This is a genomic window from Pseudorhodobacter sp. MZDSW-24AT, assembly GCF_002794355.1.
Classification (GTDB): Bacteria; Pseudomonadota; Alphaproteobacteria; order Rhodobacterales; family Rhodobacteraceae; genus Pseudotabrizicola.
The window spans coordinates 424,569-441,573 of record NZ_PGOI01000007.1 but is presented as its reverse complement, the minus strand read 5'-3'; the positions used below and the strand labels follow the sequence as shown (position 1 = coordinate 441,573).

Here is a 17,005-nt window from a genome sequence, read left to right as displayed (position 1 = left end):
GCGATGCCGCAGATTGCCAAGGGATTCGTGCGTTTCGTGGACCGGATGAATTACGGCGTGGGCCGGATGGCGATGTATCTGCTGTTCGTTCTGATGGGCATTCTGATGTGGTCCACGATCAGCAAGGCGGCGTTTACCCCGTCGCTCTGGACGCTGGAGATGGCGCAATTCGTGATGGTGGCCTATTTCGTGCTGGGCGGGCCCTATGCGATGCAGATGGGCAGCCATGTGCGGATGGACCTGTTCTACGCCAAGCAAAGCCCGGTGGGCCGCGCGTGGTGGGATGCGTTCACGGTGCTGGCGCTGATCGTTTATCTGGGCGTCATGCTGTGGGGGGCGATCGACAGCACGATGTATTCGCTGCAATACAACGAACGCAGCCCGACCGCGTGGCGGCCCTATCTGTGGCCGATCAAGGTGATCCTGTGTGTGGGCTTTTTCCTGATGCTCTTGCAGGCGCTGGCGGCGCTGATCCGTGACGTGGCCACCATCCGTGGGGAAACCATCTGATGCCCTATGAGATGATCGCGGCCCTGATGTTTTCGACGATGCTGCTGATGATGATGACCGGGCAGCGGGTGTTCGGCATCATCGGCTTTGTCGCCGTGGTGGCCGCCATTGGCCTTTGGGGGCAGGGCGGCGAGCAGATGGGCTTTTCCGCCACCATGAAGCTGATGCGCTGGTATCCGCTGCTGTCGCTGCCGATGTTCGTCTTCATGGGCTATGTGATGTCGGAATCGCGGCTGGCGGATGATCTGTATCGCATGTTCCACCTGTGGTTTGGCCGCATCCGGGGCGGGCTTGCGGTGGGGACCATCCTGCTGATGGTGCTGATTTCCGCGATGAACGGGCTGAGCGTGGCGGGCATGGCCATCGGGTCCACCATCGCGCTGCCGGAACTGTTGAAGCGCGGCTATGACAAGCGGATGGTGACGGGCGTCATTCAGGCCGGGTCGAGCCTTGGCATCCTGATCCCGCCTTCGGTGGTGCTTGTGCTGTATGCGATGATCGCGCGCGCCCCGGTTTCGGAACTGTGGTTGGCCGGGCTGGTGCCGGGGCTGATCATGGCGGGGATGTTCATTGTCTATATCCTGCTGCGCAGCCGCGCGCAGCCTTGGCTGGCCCCGGCGCTGACGCCCGAGGAAATGGCGCAGATCACCCGCGCCGAAAAGCTGCGCAGCCTGCGCGCCGGGCTTTTGCCCTTCATCATCTTTGGCGCGATGATGCTGCCGTTCATCTATGGCTGGACGAGCCTTGTGGAAAGCAGCGTGATCGGCGTTCTGGCCACGGTGGCGGGCGCGGTGATCAAGGGCACCTTCTCCCGCGCGGTGTTTGAAACCGCGACCCGCAACACGCTGGGCATCACCTGCATGTTCATGTGGGTGATCCTTGCCGCGCTGTCCTTTGGCGCGGTGTTCGATGGTCTGGGCGCGGTCAAGGCGGTGGAATCGCTGTTCGTGGACCGGCTGCACATGGGGCCATGGACCATCCTGATCCTGATGCAGCTGTCTTTCCTGCTGATGGGGATGTTCCTGGACGACACCGCCATGCTGGTGATCGTGGCACCCTTGTATGTGCCCTTGGTGGCGACGCTCGATTTCGGGATGCCGCGGGCCGATGTGCTGGTGTGGTATGGGGTTCTCTATACCATGACCTGCCAGATCGCCTATCTGACGCCGCCCTTTGGCTATAACCTGTTCCTGATGCGGGCCTTCGCGCCGCCAGAAATCACCATGGGCGACATCTACCGCTCCGTCACGCCGTTTGTGGGGGTGATGGTGGTGACGCTGGGGCTGATCATGGCCTTTCCGCAGTTGGCCCTGTGGCTGCCGCATCTGATCTATCGAAACTGAGACTGAACCGAGGCGCGGGCCCAACCGCACCCACCCCATCCAGCACCAAGAGGTATCCTGATGACGACATCCAGACGTTCCTTTCTGACCAAAGGCGCCACGCTTGCCGTTGGGGCCGGGGCTGCCACGCTGGCCGCCCCTGCCGTGACGCGCGCGCAGGACGTGATCAAGTGGCGGATGCAGACCTATGCCGGCGCGGCTTTGGGGGAAGAGGTGGTGAAGCCTGCCGTCGATGCCTTCAACCGGATGGCGCAGGGCCAGATGGAGATTGAACTGTTCTATGCCGATCAGCTTGTCCCGACGGGCGAGCTGTTTCAGGCGATGCAGCGCGGCACCATCGATTGCGTGCAGTCGGATGATGACTCCATGGCCTCGCCCACCGAGGTGACGGTGTTCGGCGGCTATTTCCCGCTGGCGCTACGCTACAGTCTGGATGTGCCGGCCCTGTTCAACAAATACGGGCTGAAGCAGATCTGGGAAGACGAATATGCCAAGGTGGGCGTCAAGCACATCTCGGCCGGCGCATGGGACCCGTGCCATTTCTCGACCAAGGACCCGATCAACAGCCTTGCCGATTTGCAGGGCAAGCGGATTTTCACCTTCCCCACCGCAGGCCGCTTCCTGACGCAATTCGGGGTGGTGCCGGTGACGCTGCCTTGGGAAGATATCGAGGTGGCGATGCATACCGGCGAGCTGGACGGCATCGCATGGTCGGGGATCACCGAGGTGTATACGGTGGGCTGGTCGAATGTGACCAATTACTTCCTGACCAACAACATCTCGGGCGCGTGGATCGGGCATTTCTTTGCCAATATGGACAAGTGGAACGCGCTGCCACCGCATTTGCAGGAGATGCTGGCCACCTGCTTTGAGCAGTCGCATTACTACCGCCAGCATTGGTATTGGGCCGGTGAGGCCGATCTGCGCCTGAATGGCGGCAAGTTGCAGCTGACCACGATTCCCGATGAGGAATGGGCCACGGTGGAAGAGGCCGCGGTGAAGTTCTGGGACGAGATCGCCGCCGAATCCGAGGTGAAGGCCAAGGTTGTCGAGATCTTCAAGCAATACAACGACGTGCAGCAAAAGGCCGGGCGCCCTTATCGCTACGGCTGAGCCTGCGCCTGCCAGATGCCGGGGGGCGCGAGGATTGCGCCCCCTGTTCCACAAGAATATGATCAAAAACTGACAGACGGGGATGAACGATGCCGGGAACTCTGACGCTGGAGGCTTTGCGCGAACTGGTCGACGCGGGCACGATCGATACGGTTCTGGTGGCCGCCGTCGACATGCAGGGCCGTCTGATGGGCAAGCGCTTTCACGCCGCGTTTTTCCTGAGCAGCGGATATAAGGAAACCCATTGCTGCAACTATCTGCTGGCGGTGGACATGGAGATGACCACCGTGCCGGGGTATAAATCCGCCGGATGGGAGCAGGGTTACGGCGATTACATGATGAAGCCGGATCTGGACACGATGCGCGTGCTGCCGTGGTTGCCGGGCACGGTGCTGGTGCTGGCCGATCTGATGGATCATGCGGGCAAAGAGGATATTTCCGTCAGCCCGCGCGCCATCCTGAAGCGGCAGGTCGCCCGCGCCCGCGCCTTGGGGTTCGAGCCGATGATGGCGACCGAGCTTGAGTTCTATATTTTCGAGAACGCCTATGAAGACCTGCGCGATGGCGGGCTGTCGCGGTTGAAGCCGATCTCGGGCTATAACGAGGATTACCACATCTTCCAGACCACCAAGGAAGAAGGGCTGATGCGCGCGGTGCGCAACGGGCTTTATGCGGCGGGCATTCCGGTGGAAAACACCAAGGGCGAGGCGGATGCCGGCCAGCATGAGGTGAACTACCGCTATTCCGACGCGCTGGACACCGCGGACAACCATATCGTGGTGAAGCAGGCGGTGAAGGACATCGCCCATGCCAAGGGCAAGTCGGTGACCTTCATGGCAAAGTATGACCACCGCAAGGCCGGGTCTTCGGCGCATGTGCACCAGAGCCTGTGGACGACCGATGGCAAGCCGGTGTTCTATGACCATGACGATGAAAACGGCATGTCCGCGGTGATGAAGCAGTTTCTGGCCGGGCAACTGGCTCATGCCGAAGAGATCACCGCCTTTCTCGCGCCCTATGTGAACAGCTACAAGCGCTTTACCATCGGCATGTTCGCCCCCACCAAGGCGGTGTGGAGTGCGGACAACCGCACGGCGGGCTTCCGCGTCTGTGGCGCGCATACCAAGGCGGTGCGGGTGGAGTGCCGGATTCCGGGCAGTGACGTGAACCCCTACCTCGCCTGCGCCGCGTTGCTGGCGGCAGGTCTTGCCGGGATCGAGGGCAAGCTGGAACTGGAGCCCGAGATGAAGGGCGACATGTATGCGGCCAAGGGCATCCGCGAGATCCCGCGCACCCTGCGCGAGGCGGCGGAGCGGCTGAACGGCTCGGCGATGCTGCGGGCGGCCTTTGGCGATGAGGTGGTGGAGCATTACACCCATGCGGCGCGCTGGGAGATTGCCGAGGCCGACCGGGTGGTGACCGATTTCGAATTGCAGCGCCTGCTGGAGCGGGCCTGAGAAAACGGGGTGCGTGCAAGCACGCACCCTACACGGATTGGGAGAGGGCGGGGTTCCCCCCGCCTTTGATGCAAGGAATGGCGGGGGGAACCCCGCTCTGCGAGGACGGAACATGAAGCCCATTCACCTGATTTCCCCGGCCGATGGCCAGGTCTATGCCGAGCGGATGCCGCTGACGCCCGAGGCCGCTGAGGCCGCCGTGGCGCGCGCCCGGGGCGCGCAAAAGGCATGGGCCGCGCGCCCGCTGGAAGAGCGCATCGCCTTGGTCAAGGCCGGGGTCGCCGCCTTGACGGCGATGAAAGAGACCATCGCCACCGAGCTTGCCGCGCAGATGGGCCGCCCGATCCGCTATGGTCAGGGCGAGATGGGCGGCGTGAACGCCCGCACCGATTACATGGCCGAGATCGCTGCCGAGACGCTGGCCCCGAAGGTGGTGGAAGACAGCGACACCTTCCGCCGCTTTCTCGCGCGCGAGGCCTTGGGCGTGGTCTTCATCATCGCGCCGTGGAACTACCCTTATCTCACCACGATCAACACGCTGGTGCCGGCGCTGATTGCGGGCAACACCGTGATTTTGAAACATGCGTCACAAACCCTTTTGGTGGGCGAGCGTCTGGCCGAGGCGTTTCATGCCGCAGGGGTGCCCGCGGATGTGTTCCAGAACATCGTGCTGGACCATGCCACCACCGAAGGCCTGATCAAGGCCAAGGCCTTTGATTTCATCAACTTCACCGGGTCGGTCGGCGGCGGGCAGGCCATCGAGCGCGCGGCGGCGGGCACCTTCACGCCGCTTGGTCTTGAGCTTGGCGGCAAGGACCCCGGCTATGTGCGGGCCGATGCCAATCTGGACGCGGCGGTGGATACGCTGATGGATGGGGCGATGTTCAACTCGGGCCAGTGCTGCTGCGGGATCGAGCGGATCTATGTGCACGAGTCGCTCTATGAGGCCTTTGTCGAAAAGGCGGTGGCCTGGGTCAACGGGTTGACCTTGGGCAATCCGTTTGACCAAGCGACCACCCTTGGCCCGATGGCCCATGCGCGCTTTGCCCGTGTGGTGCGCGATCAGGTGGCCGAGGCGATTGCCGCCGGGGCCAAGCCGCTGATCGATGCCGCGCATTTCCCGGCCGATGATGGCGCCGCCTATCTGGCGCCGCAGATCCTTGTGAATGTCGATCATTCCATGCGGGTCATGACCGAGGAATCCTTTGGCCCGGTGGTGGGCATCATGAAGGTCAAGGATGATGCCGAAGCCATCGCCTTGATGAATGACAGCCAATACGGGCTGACCGCCAGCATCTGGACCGAAGACTACGACACCGCCGCCGAAATCGGCGCGCAGATCGAGACCGGCACCGTGTTCATGAACCGCGCCGATTATCTGGACCCGGCGCTGTGCTGGACCGGCTGCAAGAACACCGGGCGCGGCAATTCGCTGTCTTATCTGGGTTTCCATTCGGTGACCCGGCCGAAATCCTATCACCTGAAGAAAGTCTGATCCTCATGTCGCACGGCGTGCCCCACCGCAACTGGTCTTATCCGACCGCCATCAAGTTCGGCGTTGGCCGGATTTCCGAGCTGGCCGACCATGCCAAGAGCATCGGCCTGAAAAAGCCACTTCTGGTGACCGACAAGGCGCTGGCCAGCCTGCCGATCACGGCCGAGGCACTGTCGGTGCTGGATGCCGCAGGCCTTGGCCGCGCGGTGTTTTCCGACGTGGACCCGAACCCGAACGAGACCAATATGGCCGACGGGATCAAGGTTTACCTCGCCGGGGGCCATGATGGCGTGATCTGCTTTGGCGGCGGGTCGGCGCTGGACCTTGGCAAGATGATCGCTCTGATGGCGCATCAGCGGGCCGATCTGAGCGTCTGGGATCTGGAGGATATCGACGACTGGTATACCCGCGCGGACGCCGACAAGATCGCGCCGATCCTTGCGGTGCCGACAACGGCCGGAACCGGGTCCGAGGTTGGCCGCGCAGGCGTGCTGACCAATTCGGAAACGCATAAGAAAAAGATCATCTTCCACCCCAAGCTGATGCCCGCCATCACCTTGTGTGACCCCGCGCTGACGGTGGGGATGCCGAAGTTCATCACCGCTGGCACCGGGATGGATGCGCTGGCGCATTGCCTTGAGGCCTATTGCAGCCCGTTCTACCACCCGATGAGCCAAGGCATCGCGCTGGAAGGCATGCGGCTGGTGTTTGAAAACCTGCCCGTTGTCTACACGGACCCCAACAACCTGATGGCGCGCGGGCATATGATGTCTGCCGCTGCGATGGGGGCGGTGGCGTTCCAGAAAGGTCTGGGCGCGATCCATTCGCTGTCGCATCCGGTGGGGGCGGTCTATGGCACCCATCACGGCACCACCAATGCGGTGGTGATGCCGATGGTGCTGGATTTCAACCGCGATGCGATCGAAGACCGGATCACCGCTGCTGCCGCCTATCTGGGCATCGCGGGCGGGTTCGATGGCTTCCGCGCCAAGGTGATGGAACTGCGCGAGACGCTGGCGATTCCGGCCAACCTGACGGCGATGGGCGTGAAGCCCGAGGATCTGGACAGGCTGACCGATATGGCGCTGGAAGATCCGTCCTGTGGCGGCAACCCGGTGGCGATGACGCGCGAAAACACCCGCGCGCTGTTCGACGCCTGCATGTGAAGACGGGGCGGCGGGGCGCACCCCGCCCTACCCGCGCGCATCAGGTGCCCATGAAAATGTAGGGCGGGGTTCCCCCCGCCCTTTGTCCTTTCAGGCCTGCAACTGGATGAAATCGCGGCCCGACAGGCTGACCTCGACCATGCTGCCCACCACAGGGGGCGGGGTATCCGGGCGGTTGAACGTGTCGAGCGAGACTTCGCTGCCCGCCAGATCGGCTTTCAGCCGGATCACCGAGCCCATGAAATGCACATCCGTGACCTTGGCGGGCAGCAGCGCCTCGGCCTCGGCCAGTCGTCCCAGCCGCAGCGCTTCGGGGCGCAGCGCGACCGAAAGCGTCTGCCCGGCTCTGGCGGCCAAGGGCACGCCCGGCAGGGTCAGGTCTTGCCCGGCCAGCGTGACGCGGCCGGTGGCCGGATCGGTGACCCGCACTTCGAAGGTGTTCAAGGTGCCCACGAAGTTCGCCACAAAGCGGGTGCGCGGACGGTTGTAGATTTCAAACGGCGCGCCGACCTGATCGGCCACGCCGCCGTTCATCACCACGATGCGGTCGGAAATGCTCATCGCCTCTTCTTGGTCATGGGTCACGAAGATGGTGGTGATGCCCAGCTCCTGCTGGATCTGCCGGATCTGGTTGCGCAAGGACACCCGCACCTTGGCATCCAGCGCCGACAGCGGTTCATCGAGCAACAGCACCGAAGGTCGCGGGGCCAGCGCGCGCGCCAGCGCCACGCGCTGTTGCTGTCCGCCCGAAAGCTGAAACGGGAAGCGCCCGCCCATCTCCGAAAGGCCAATCAGCGCCAGCATCTCGGCCACGCGGGCATCGCGTTCGGCGCGCGGCACCCCTTTGACCCGCAGGCCAAAGGCCACGTTATCGGCCACGGTCATGTTGGGAAACAGCGCATAGGCCTGAAACATCATCCCGATGTTGCGCGAATTCGCCTTGAGCCCGGTGACATCCTTGCCGTCAATCGTGATGCGCCCCGAGGTTGGCACCTCGAACCCCGCCACCATGCGCAGCACCGTGGTCTTGCCGCAGCCCGATGGCCCCAGCAAGGAGATGAACTCGCCCTTTTCGACCGAAAGGTTGAAATCCTTGACCACGCGGTTCTGGCCGAAGGTTTTTTCAAGATGGGACAGGGTCAGGAAAGACATCAGGCTTTCGCCCTTTCATGTTTGGAGAGCCGGGTGACAAGCTGCATCAAGCCCATGCAGCCCCAAGTAATGGCAAAGGCGATCACGGCCAGCGCGGGCGGTTCATAGGCGCGGTTGGCGCCCAGAAGCTGCATGAACGGGCCAAAGGCCGGACGGTTCAGCAGGGCCGCCATGGTGAATTCGCCCAAGACGATGGCCAGCGTCAGGAACGCCCCCGACAGCACCGCGACCATCACGTTGGGCAGGATGATGCGCGCCAGAATGGTGATCCAGCCCGCGCCAAGGCTTTGCGCGGCCTCGGTCAGGGTGGCCACGTCGATGGTGCGCAGGCCAGTATCGACGGACCGATACATGTAAGGCAGCGCCAGCGTGGTATAGCCCATGGTCAGCAGGATATCGGTGCCAAGCGCCGATCCGGTCAGCGGCAGGAAGCTTGAGGTGTTATAGAGCCGGATATAGCCAAAGACGATCACGATGGCCGGGATCACCAGCGGCAGCAGCGTGATGAATTCGATCACCGGGCGGGCCTGTGGCAGTTTCAGCCGCACCCAATAGGCGGTGGGCACCACCAGAACCACGCCGACCACGATGGTCGCCGCCGCGAGTGTCAGCGAATAGCTGAAGGTGTCCCAGAAACGCTGATCGGCAAAGACGCGGGCATAGGCGTCAAAGGAATATTCGCCGCGCCGCATCTTCAGGCTGAATTCGGTCATCCCGATCAGCGGCAGAGCAAAGAACAAACAGCCCAGAAGGAAGGTGCCCCAAGCGAAAAAGCGGGTCATTTCAGCCACCTTTCCGACCGCACGCGCAGCCAGATATACAGGAAATTCGCCAGCGCGGTGATCACGATCATCCCGAAGGCCAGCGCATAGCCAAGGTTCGGATTGCCCAGCACATCGCCGCGGATCTGCGCGAACAGCTTGATCGGCACGATGTTCAGCTGCGGCCCGGTCAGCGCAAAGGCGGTGGCCACCGCACCGAAGGCATTGGCAAAGAGCAGCGCAAAGGTGCCCAAGAGCGACGGGAACAGGATCGGCAGCGCCACCATGCGCCAGTATTGCAGGCCCGTTGCCCCCAGCACCGCTGCCGCCTCGCGCCATTCGCGTTTGAGCCCGTCCAGCGCGGGGATGATGATCAGGATCATCAGCGGGATCTGGAAGAACAGATAGGTGACGACCAGCCCCCAGAAGGACAGAAGGTTGAACCCCAGCGCGCGCAGGTTGATGCCAAATTCGGTGCGCAGCCAGACGGTCACCAGCCCGACCGGACCCAGCGTCGCGATGAAGGCAAAGGCCAAAGGCACCCCGGCAAAGTTCGAGGCCACGCCGGAAAAGGTGACAAGCGGGTTGCGCACGCCCTTGGGCATCCCGCCGAACACCACCGCCGCCGCCATGGCAAAGCCGATGGCGCAGCCCAGCAGGGCGGTCACGAAAGAGAGTTTGATCGAGGTCCAATAGGCCGAGCGGATGGAGTCGGTGTTCAGATCGATCAGGTTTTGAAAGGTGAAGCTGCCGTCGGCGGTCTGAAAGGCGCCGACCACGATCTTCATGGTGGGCAGGATCAGGAACAGCACGGCGAAAACGACAAAGGGCAGAATGCCCAACCATTCAAGCGGCAGGCGAAGGCGCTGGCCCCCCGGTTGCTTTGGCATCATGGTCCCCTGTGGCTCGGGGCACTTTGCGGCCCCTTTGTCTGGAATGGGCCTGCCCGGCGCGATGCCGGGCAGGCCCGTTCAGATGTTACTGAACGTTGGCGCCGACCACGGTGTCCCAGCCTGCCTTGACGGCATCCGAGTTCGCGTTCACGGCTTCGATCGACGGGAACACCGCGCGCTCATAGGCCTCTGCCGGGGGCAGGGCATCCATCAGCTCTTGCGGGACAACACCGCGGGCGACCAGATCGTTGAAGCGGATCGGGTGGCAGTAGCCGGCCAGCCAGCCGAGTTGGCCTTCGTCCGAATACAGATACTCCATCCACAGCTTGGCGGCGTTGGGCTGCGGCGCATAGGCGCTGATCGCCTGCACGTAAACCCCGGCCAGCGTCACGTCGGACGGCACGATCACCTCGACCGGGGGGTTGCCTTCCAGCGAGTCGCGGGCCGACAGGGCGTTGTAGTCCCACTGGATCACGATGGGCGTGGTGCCTTGGGCCAGCGTGCCGGCCTTGCCGATCACAGGAACGAAGTTGCCCGCATCGTTCAGCTCTTTGAAGAAGGCCAGACCGGCTTCGGCAGCGGCGGCACCCGGTTCGGCACCGCGTGCCATGCCTGCGGCCAGAACCGCGAGGATGGCTTGGTTCGACGCGCGCGGATCGCCTGCAAGTGCCACTTGGCCCGCATATTCCGGCTTCAGCAGATCAGCAAAGGACGTCGGCGGGTTCGGCACCAGATCGGTGTTCACCGCAAAGGACATCACGCCGTAATAGTCGCCATACCAATGGCCATCGGGATCCTTGGCATCGGCGGGGATCGTGTCCCAGGTCGAGACCTTGTAGGGCGCCAGCAGGCCTTCGGCCTGCGCCGCCGGGCCGAAGGACAGACCGATGTCCAGCACGTCGGGCGCTTGCGGGCCCTTGTTGTCTTTGTTGGCCTTCACGGCCTCGATCTCATCGGCCGAACCTGCATCGGGGTTCAGCTCGTTCACGGTGATTTCCGGATACTTTGCCTTGAACCCGGCGATCACGTCGCCATAGCCACACCAGTCATGCGGCAGAGCGATGGTGGTCAGCATCCCTTCGGCCTTGGCCGCGGCTTCCAGTTCGGCCATCGTCTGGGCCGAGGCCACCTGTGCGCTGAGCACCAGCGCAAGGCTGGTGGTCAGTCCAAGCAGTTTCTTCGTCATCATCACAGTCTCTCCCGGTTGATCATGTCTGTCCCGCTTGTCACCCAAGATCCGGCTGCCCGACCGACCGGAATGGATTCGCGGTTTATCGGGCAAGGTTAAGGGCGGGCGAGCGAGTCAGACAAGCGCTCTATCGCGGTCTTGTGACGATTTCTTCACAACTCATCAGGCTGAAACAATTATATCGACGTTTCTCTCCGCATGGCTGCGCGTGAGCCGCGATAAATGCCTGAGGGTTGTGCAACAAAGCGCAAAGCTGCCGCGGTTTTAAGGTCACAGCGCAGCACAGGGCCAAGCCGCGGGCCTAGGCCAACTGATGCCCGCGCATCGAGGTGAGCAGGGTTTCCTTGGAGGTGGCCAGATGCGCGCGGGCGCGGGCCTTGGCCTCACCGGTGTCGCGGGCCTGAAGGGCGGCGATGATTGTCAGATGCTCGCGGATGGCGGCCTCGTTGCGGAAGCGCTCCATCGTCTTGTCCCATTGGTAATGGTAGTGAAAGATGAGCGAGATCACCTTCTGGAATTCGGCCACAAAGCGGTTGCGCACGACCGAATTCAGCAGCGCATGAAAGCGCCCGTCCAGCCGTGAGAAATCGTGGAAATCCTGCTCGATGCGCTGCAACAGGTCCAGATGCTCCTCGCGGATGCTCGCCAGCGCGGCCCAAGCCGGGTGATCATCGGGCAGCGTTGTGAACACGCGAATCGCGTTCAACTCCAGCACCTGCCGGAATTCTGACAGTTCCACCGCATAATCGGCGGTAAATCCCAAAAGCCGCCAGCCGCCACGCGGCCGCCGCTCGATCAGGCCGGACTGGCCCAGACTGGCCAGAAATTCTTGCAGCGCATGCGGCGGCACCATGAATTGCCGCGCCAGTTGCGTGATGTTCAGCGCGGTGCCTGCGGGCACGTCAAAGCGCAAGACCCAGTCCAGAAAGCGCGCTTCAAGCTCGTCGCGGCCGATATAGTCTTCGCGCAAGGGCAAGTGGTCCTTGGGCTTTGGCACGCGCAAGAGCCGCTTGCCGCGCCCGCTGCCCTGCAGGATGCCATCCGCGCCCAGTTTTTGCACCACCGCCCGGATCACCGTGCGCGACACGCCAAACTGCGCCGCCAATTGCACCTCGGACGGCAGGCCCGCGCCGGGGGCCATGCCCGACAGCATGTCCAGCATCGCATTGTGTGACTGGCGAAAGCGGGTGTCGGTGCGTGCCATGGCATGAGTCCTTTGCGGCCCCTGTTTCTATGAATTAAAAAATTAAAAACAGTTGGCAAGCCGAAATCGCCGCGCCATGGTGTCTTTAATGATAAAAACCACCGCTTGAGTCGGGGGTGCGATCAGCGGCCTTGGGAGGGGTTCTGGATCATGGATGGCTCGGTCGCCCAGACCATGCTGTGTGGCACCTGCGCCGCGCCCGGCACTTTCACGCTGGAGCCGCGCCCGCTGCCCGATGCGGCCCCCGAAGGCTGGGTGCTGGTGAACATCGATGCGGTGGGGTTGTGCGGCACCGATTTCCACATCTTTGAAGGCAAGCACCCGTTTCTGGCCTATCCGCGCGTGATCGGGCACGAGCTTTCGGGCCATGTGGCGCAAGCCACGGGGGACTGGCCCAAGGGTGTGCCGGTGGTCATCAACCCTTACCTGTCCTGCGGCACCTGCATCGCCTGTCGCAAGGGCAAGCCCAATTGCTGCACCGATATCGCCGTTCTGGGGGTCCACCGCGATGGCGGCATGTGCGCCCGGATCGCGGTGCCTGCGGGCAATCTTTATGATGCCTCGGGCCTGCCCAAGGGTGCGGCGGTGCTGACCGAGTTTCTGGCCATCGGCGCCCATGCCGTGCGCCGCGCCGCGCCACAGCCGGGGGACCGGGTGCTGGTTACCGGGGCGGGGCCGATTGGCCTTGGGGTGGCGCTGTTTGCGCGGATGCGCGGGGCGCAGGTGCATCTGCGCGATGCAAGTGCCGCGCGTTTGCAGGCGGCGGCGGGCTTTGGCTTTGCCGATCTGCATGGCGTGACCGACCCGCTCCCCGACGGCGGCTTTGACGTAGTGTTTGATGCCACCGGCAATGCCCGCGCCATTCAGGATGGCTTTGCCCATGTCGCGCATGGCGGCACCTATTGTCTTGTCTCGGTCGTCAAGGACGACATCACCTTTTCCGACCCCGAGTTCCACAAGCGCGAGATGACGCTGATGGGCAGCCGCAATGCCACGGCCGAGGATTTTGCGACCGTGATGCAGGCGCTGCGCGATGGCCAGATCGATGCCGCCCGCATCACCTCGGAAACGCTGGCGCTGGCCGATCTGCCCGCGCGCTTTCCCGCGCTGGTCGCCAACCGCGAGGCGCTGATCAAGGTGGTGGTGCAGATCGGGGGGCAGCCATGACGCCCTTGGTGCGGATGACCGGCATCGACAAGCATTTCCCCGGCGTGCACGCCCTGCGCAGCGCGCAGTTCGACCTGATCCCGGGCGAGGTTCATGCGCTGATGGGAGAAAATGGCGCGGGCAAATCCACGCTGATGAAGGTGCTGTCGGGGATCTATCAGCCCGATGGCGGCACGGTTCAGGTGCGCGGAGAGGCCGTCACCATCGCCGGCCCGCGCGCGGCACAGGCGCTTGGCATCGGGATCATCCATCAGGAACTGGCGCTGATGAACGATCTGACGGTGGCGCAGAACATCTTTATCGGGCGCGAACCCCGCCGCAGCTTTGGCCGCCTGAACGAGCCGCAGCTGAACGCCGATGCCGCCGCGATCTTTGCCCAGATGAAGGTGCAGATCGACCCGCAGGCCGAGGTGCGCACGCTTTCGGTGGCCCGCCAGCAGATGGTGGAAATCGCCAAGGCGCTGTCGTTCCGGTCGCGCATCCTGATCATGGACGAACCCACCGCCGCGCTGAACGAGGCCGAGACGAACGAGCTGTTTGCGATCATCCGGGGGCTCAAGGCCGAAGGCGTGGGCGTGGTCTATATCAGCCACAAGATGGACGAGATCCGCCGCATTTCCGACCGGGTGACGATCATGCGTGACGGGGCCTATGTGGGCACGGTTCATGCCGCCGACACGCCGATCGAGACGATCATCAGCATGATGGTGGGCCGCGATCTGGAAAGCGTGCCGGTCGATATTCCCGATCTCTCCGCCGCGCCGGTCGCGCTCGAGGTGCGGGGGCTGAACCGGGGCCGCGCGATCCGGGATGTGGGTTTCAGCGTCAGGCGGGGCGAGATTCTGGGCTTTGCCGGCTTGATGGGGGCCGGGCGCACCGAAGTGGCGCGCGCCATCTTTGGTGCCGATCCGCGCGACAGTGGCGAGATTTTCGTGCATGGCAAGCCCGCCCGCATCCACACCCCCAAGGATGCGGTGGCCGCAGGGATTGGCTATCTGTCCGAAGACCGCAAGCATTTTGGCCTTGCCCTTGGGCTGGACGTGCGGGCCAATGTGGGCATGACCAGCCTTGGCCGTTTTGCCAATGGCTTGGGCGTGCTGAATGAACCCGCGCTGGAAAAAACCGCGCGCGACTACATCGCGCAACTGGCGATCCGCACGCCATCCGACCGGCAAGAGGTGCGATTGCTGTCCGGCGGCAATCAGCAAAAGATCGTCATTGCGAAATGGCTGCTGCGCGATTGCGATGTGCTGATCTTTGACGAACCCACGCGCGGCATCGATGTGGGTGCCAAGGCGGAAATCTACCGGCTGATGCAGGCGCTTGCGGCGCAGGGCAAGGCGATCATCGTCATCAGTTCTGAACTGCCCGAGGTGCTCCGCCTGTCGCACCGGATCGCCGTGATGTGCGAAGGCCGTCTGACCGGCATCCTGCCCGGCGGCGCCGCCACCACTCAGGAAGCAATCATGCGCCTTGCCACCGCCCGGCATGGCGCCATCGAGGAGGCCACCGCATGACGACCCTGCCCGCCGCCGCTCCGGCCCGCAAACCTGCCTCGGGCGCGCAGCAAAAGCTGTTGGCCTTTGCCAGCCTGATCGCGCTTCTGGTGTTCTTTTCGCTGGCCTCGCCGAATTTCCTGCAAACGTCGAACATTCTGGCGATCCTGCAAGCCACCTCGGTGAACGGGGTGCTGGCGATTGCCGCGACGCTGGTGATCATCACCGGGGGGATCGATCTGTCGGTGGGCACGCTGATGACGTTTTGCGCGGTGATGGCCGGGGTGATCCTGACCAATGCGGGGATGCCGCTGCCGCTTGGCGTGATCGGCGCGATTGCGGTGGGGGCGATCTGCGGCACCATTTCCGGCGCGCTGGTGGCGAAAATGAAGATCCCGCCCTTCATCGCCACGCTGGGCATGATGCTGATCCTCAAGGGCCTGTCGCTGATCATCTCGGGCACCAAGCCGATCTATTTCAACGACACGCCCGGATTCTCGGAAATCTCCACCGGGTCGCTGATCGGCCGGATCTTTCCCGCCGTGCCGGTGCCCAATGGGGTGCTGATCCTGTTCCTTCTGGCGCTGGTCATCGGCTATGTGCTGAACCGCACCGTGCTGGGCCGCTATTGCTTTGCCCTTGGCTCGAATGAAGAGGCCGTGCGGCTGTCGGGGGTGAACACCGATGCGTGGAAAATCGCGATCTATGCGCTGGCGGGCAGCATCTGCGGAATCGCGGGGCTGATCATCGCCTCGCGCCTCAACTCTGCCCAGCCCGCGCTTGGGCTGGGGTATGAACTGGACGCCATCGCCGCGGTGGTGATCGGCGGCACCTCGCTTGCCGGGGGGCGCGGGTCCATCCTTGGCACCATGATCGGCGCGCTGATCATGGCGGTGCTGCTCAACGGGTTGCGCGTGATGTCGGTTGCGCAGGAATGGCAAACAGTTGTGACCGGGGCCATCATCATCGCCGCCGTCTATGCCGACATGCTGCGCCGCCGCCGCGCCGCCAGTTAAGAACACCAACCAGAGGGCGGCAAACGCCCCGGAACCCACCAACATCGACACCATGGGAGGAAAACCCGATGTTCACCAGACGCACCTTGCTTGCCGCCGCCTCTGCCACTGCGCTCATGCTCTCTGCCAGCCTCGCCAGCGCGCAGGACAAGATTTACATTCCGCTCGTCTCAAAGGGCTTTCAGCACCAGTTCTGGCAGGCCGTGAAGGCCGGGGCCGATCAGGCTGCCGCCGAACTGGGGGTCGAGGTCACGTTCGAAGGCCCCGATACCGAAGCGCAGGTCGACAAGCAGATGGACATGCTTTCTGCCGCGCTGGCCAAGAAACCCGCCGCGCTTGGTTTTGCCGCGCTGGACAGTCAGGCCGCCACCCCGCTTTTGCGTCAGGCGCAAGAGGCGGGCATCCCGGTCATCGCCTTTGACTCAGGGGTCGACAGCGACATTCCGGCCACCACCGTGACCACCAACAACGTCGCCGCCGCAGCACTGGCCGCCGACAAGATGGCGGAACTGATCGGTGGTGCGGGCAAGGTGGCGCTTGTGGTGCATGACCAGACCTCGCGCACCGGGATTGACCGCCGCGACGGCTTTGTGAACCGCATCAAGGAAGCGCATCCCAACATCGAGATCGTCGATATCCAGTATGGCGCGGGCGATCAGCTGCAATCGACCGAGATCACCAAGGCGATGCTGACCGCGCATCCCGACATGAAGGGCATCTTCGGGGCCAACGAAGGCTCGGCGCTGGGGGTGATCAACGCGATCCGCGAAACCAACACCCAAGGCGTGACCGTGATCGGCTATGACTCGGGTGCCGCGCAAAAGGCGGCGATCAAGGAAGGCCTGATGGCAGGTGCGATCACCCAAAGCCCGGTGGGCATGGGCTATGAAACGGTCAAGGCCGCGCTTGCCGCGACCAAGGGCGAAACCTTGCCAAAAACCATCGACTCCGGCTTCGCCTGGTATGACGCAAGCAACATGGACGCGCCGGAAATCGCCGCCGTGCTTTACGACTGATCCCGCCGCTGTGGGATGAACCCCGGG

Annotated in this window: 15 protein-coding genes; 10 read left to right on the top strand and 5 right to left on the bottom strand. The window is 63.4% G+C overall.

Annotated features, from left to right (window positions below; translation table 11 throughout):
- Positions 1–3 precede the first annotated feature (3 nt).
- From CUR21_RS08165 to CUR21_RS08140, 6 genes are all read left to right on the top strand, one after another.
- Positions 4–510: a TRAP transporter small permease subunit gene (locus tag CUR21_RS08165; protein ID WP_100196507.1), complete on the top strand. Its 507-nt coding sequence runs from the start codon at positions 4–6 to the stop codon at positions 508–510.
- Positions 510–1,853: a TRAP transporter large permease subunit gene (locus CUR21_RS08160; RefSeq protein ID WP_100196506.1), complete on the top strand. Its 1,344-nt coding sequence runs from the start codon at positions 510–512 to the stop codon at positions 1,851–1,853. Before CUR21_RS08165 ends, CUR21_RS08160 begins: the two co-directional genes overlap by 1 nt.
- A 60-nt stretch (positions 1,854–1,913) precedes the next feature.
- Positions 1,914–2,966: a TRAP transporter substrate-binding protein gene (locus tag CUR21_RS08155; protein WP_100196505.1), complete on the top strand. Its 1,053-nt coding sequence runs from the start codon at positions 1,914–1,916 to the stop codon at positions 2,964–2,966.
- A gap of 89 nt (positions 2,967–3,055) precedes the next feature.
- Positions 3,056–4,423 carry a glutamine synthetase family protein gene (locus CUR21_RS08150; protein WP_100196504.1) on the top strand — a complete coding sequence of 456 codons (1,368 nt, stop codon included), beginning with the start codon at positions 3,056–3,058 and terminating at the stop codon, positions 4,421–4,423.
- A 112-nt stretch (positions 4,424–4,535) separates the two neighbouring features.
- A complete protein-coding gene (locus CUR21_RS08145; RefSeq protein ID WP_100196503.1) occupies positions 4,536–5,918 on the top strand; it encodes an aldehyde dehydrogenase family protein in 1,383 nt (460 codons plus the stop codon).
- Positions 5,919–5,923: 5 nt separating this feature from the next.
- A complete protein-coding gene (locus tag CUR21_RS08140) occupies positions 5,924–7,084 on the top strand; it encodes an iron-containing alcohol dehydrogenase (protein ID WP_100196502.1) in 1,161 nt (386 codons plus the stop codon).
- Positions 7,085–7,174: 90 nt separating this feature from the next.
- Here CUR21_RS08140 and CUR21_RS08135 read toward each other — a convergent pair whose 3' ends face one another.
- The 5 genes from CUR21_RS08135 to CUR21_RS08115 form a co-directional block, all read right to left on the bottom strand.
- Positions 7,175–8,236: an ABC transporter ATP-binding protein gene (locus tag CUR21_RS08135; protein WP_100196501.1), complete on the bottom strand. Its 1,062-nt coding sequence runs from the start codon at positions 8,234–8,236 to the stop codon at positions 7,175–7,177.
- On the bottom strand, positions 8,236–9,018 hold the full coding sequence (locus tag CUR21_RS08130; RefSeq protein ID WP_100196500.1) for an ABC transporter permease: 783 nt from the start codon (positions 9,016–9,018) through the stop codon (positions 8,236–8,238). Before CUR21_RS08130 ends, CUR21_RS08135 begins: the two co-directional genes overlap by 1 nt.
- Complete coding sequence (locus CUR21_RS08125; RefSeq protein WP_232622722.1) at positions 9,015–9,887, bottom strand: ABC transporter permease subunit; 873 nt, start codon at positions 9,885–9,887, stop codon at positions 9,015–9,017. The genes CUR21_RS08130 and CUR21_RS08125 overlap by 4 nt, the downstream gene beginning before the upstream one ends.
- A gap of 88 nt (positions 9,888–9,975) precedes the next feature.
- On the bottom strand, positions 9,976–11,076 hold the full coding sequence (locus CUR21_RS08120; protein WP_198431658.1) for an ABC transporter substrate-binding protein: 1,101 nt from the start codon (positions 11,074–11,076) through the stop codon (positions 9,976–9,978).
- Positions 11,077–11,380: 304 nt separating this feature from the next.
- Positions 11,381–12,283, bottom strand: a complete 903-nt coding sequence (locus tag CUR21_RS08115) for a GntR family transcriptional regulator (protein WP_100196497.1) — start codon at positions 12,281–12,283, stop codon at positions 11,381–11,383.
- 150 nt (positions 12,284–12,433) lie between these two features.
- On the opposite strand from CUR21_RS08115, the gene CUR21_RS08110 reads away from it, so the two are divergent.
- From CUR21_RS08110 to CUR21_RS08095, 4 genes are all read left to right on the top strand, one after another.
- Complete coding sequence (locus tag CUR21_RS08110; RefSeq protein ID WP_198431646.1) at positions 12,434–13,450, top strand: zinc-binding alcohol dehydrogenase family protein; 1,017 nt, start codon at positions 12,434–12,436, stop codon at positions 13,448–13,450.
- Positions 13,447–14,967, top strand: coding sequence for a sugar ABC transporter ATP-binding protein (locus CUR21_RS08105; protein ID WP_100196496.1), 1,521 nt, complete (start codon positions 13,447–13,449; stop codon positions 14,965–14,967). Before CUR21_RS08110 ends, CUR21_RS08105 begins: the two co-directional genes overlap by 4 nt.
- Entirely contained in the window at positions 14,964–15,962 is a 999-nt protein-coding gene (locus CUR21_RS08100) for an ABC transporter permease (protein WP_100196495.1), read from the top strand. The genes CUR21_RS08105 and CUR21_RS08100 overlap by 4 nt, the downstream gene beginning before the upstream one ends.
- Positions 15,963–16,030: 68 nt before the next feature.
- On the top strand, positions 16,031–16,978 hold the full coding sequence (locus CUR21_RS08095) for an ABC transporter substrate-binding protein (protein WP_100196494.1): 948 nt from the start codon (positions 16,031–16,033) through the stop codon (positions 16,976–16,978).
- Positions 16,979–17,005 lie beyond the last annotated feature (27 nt).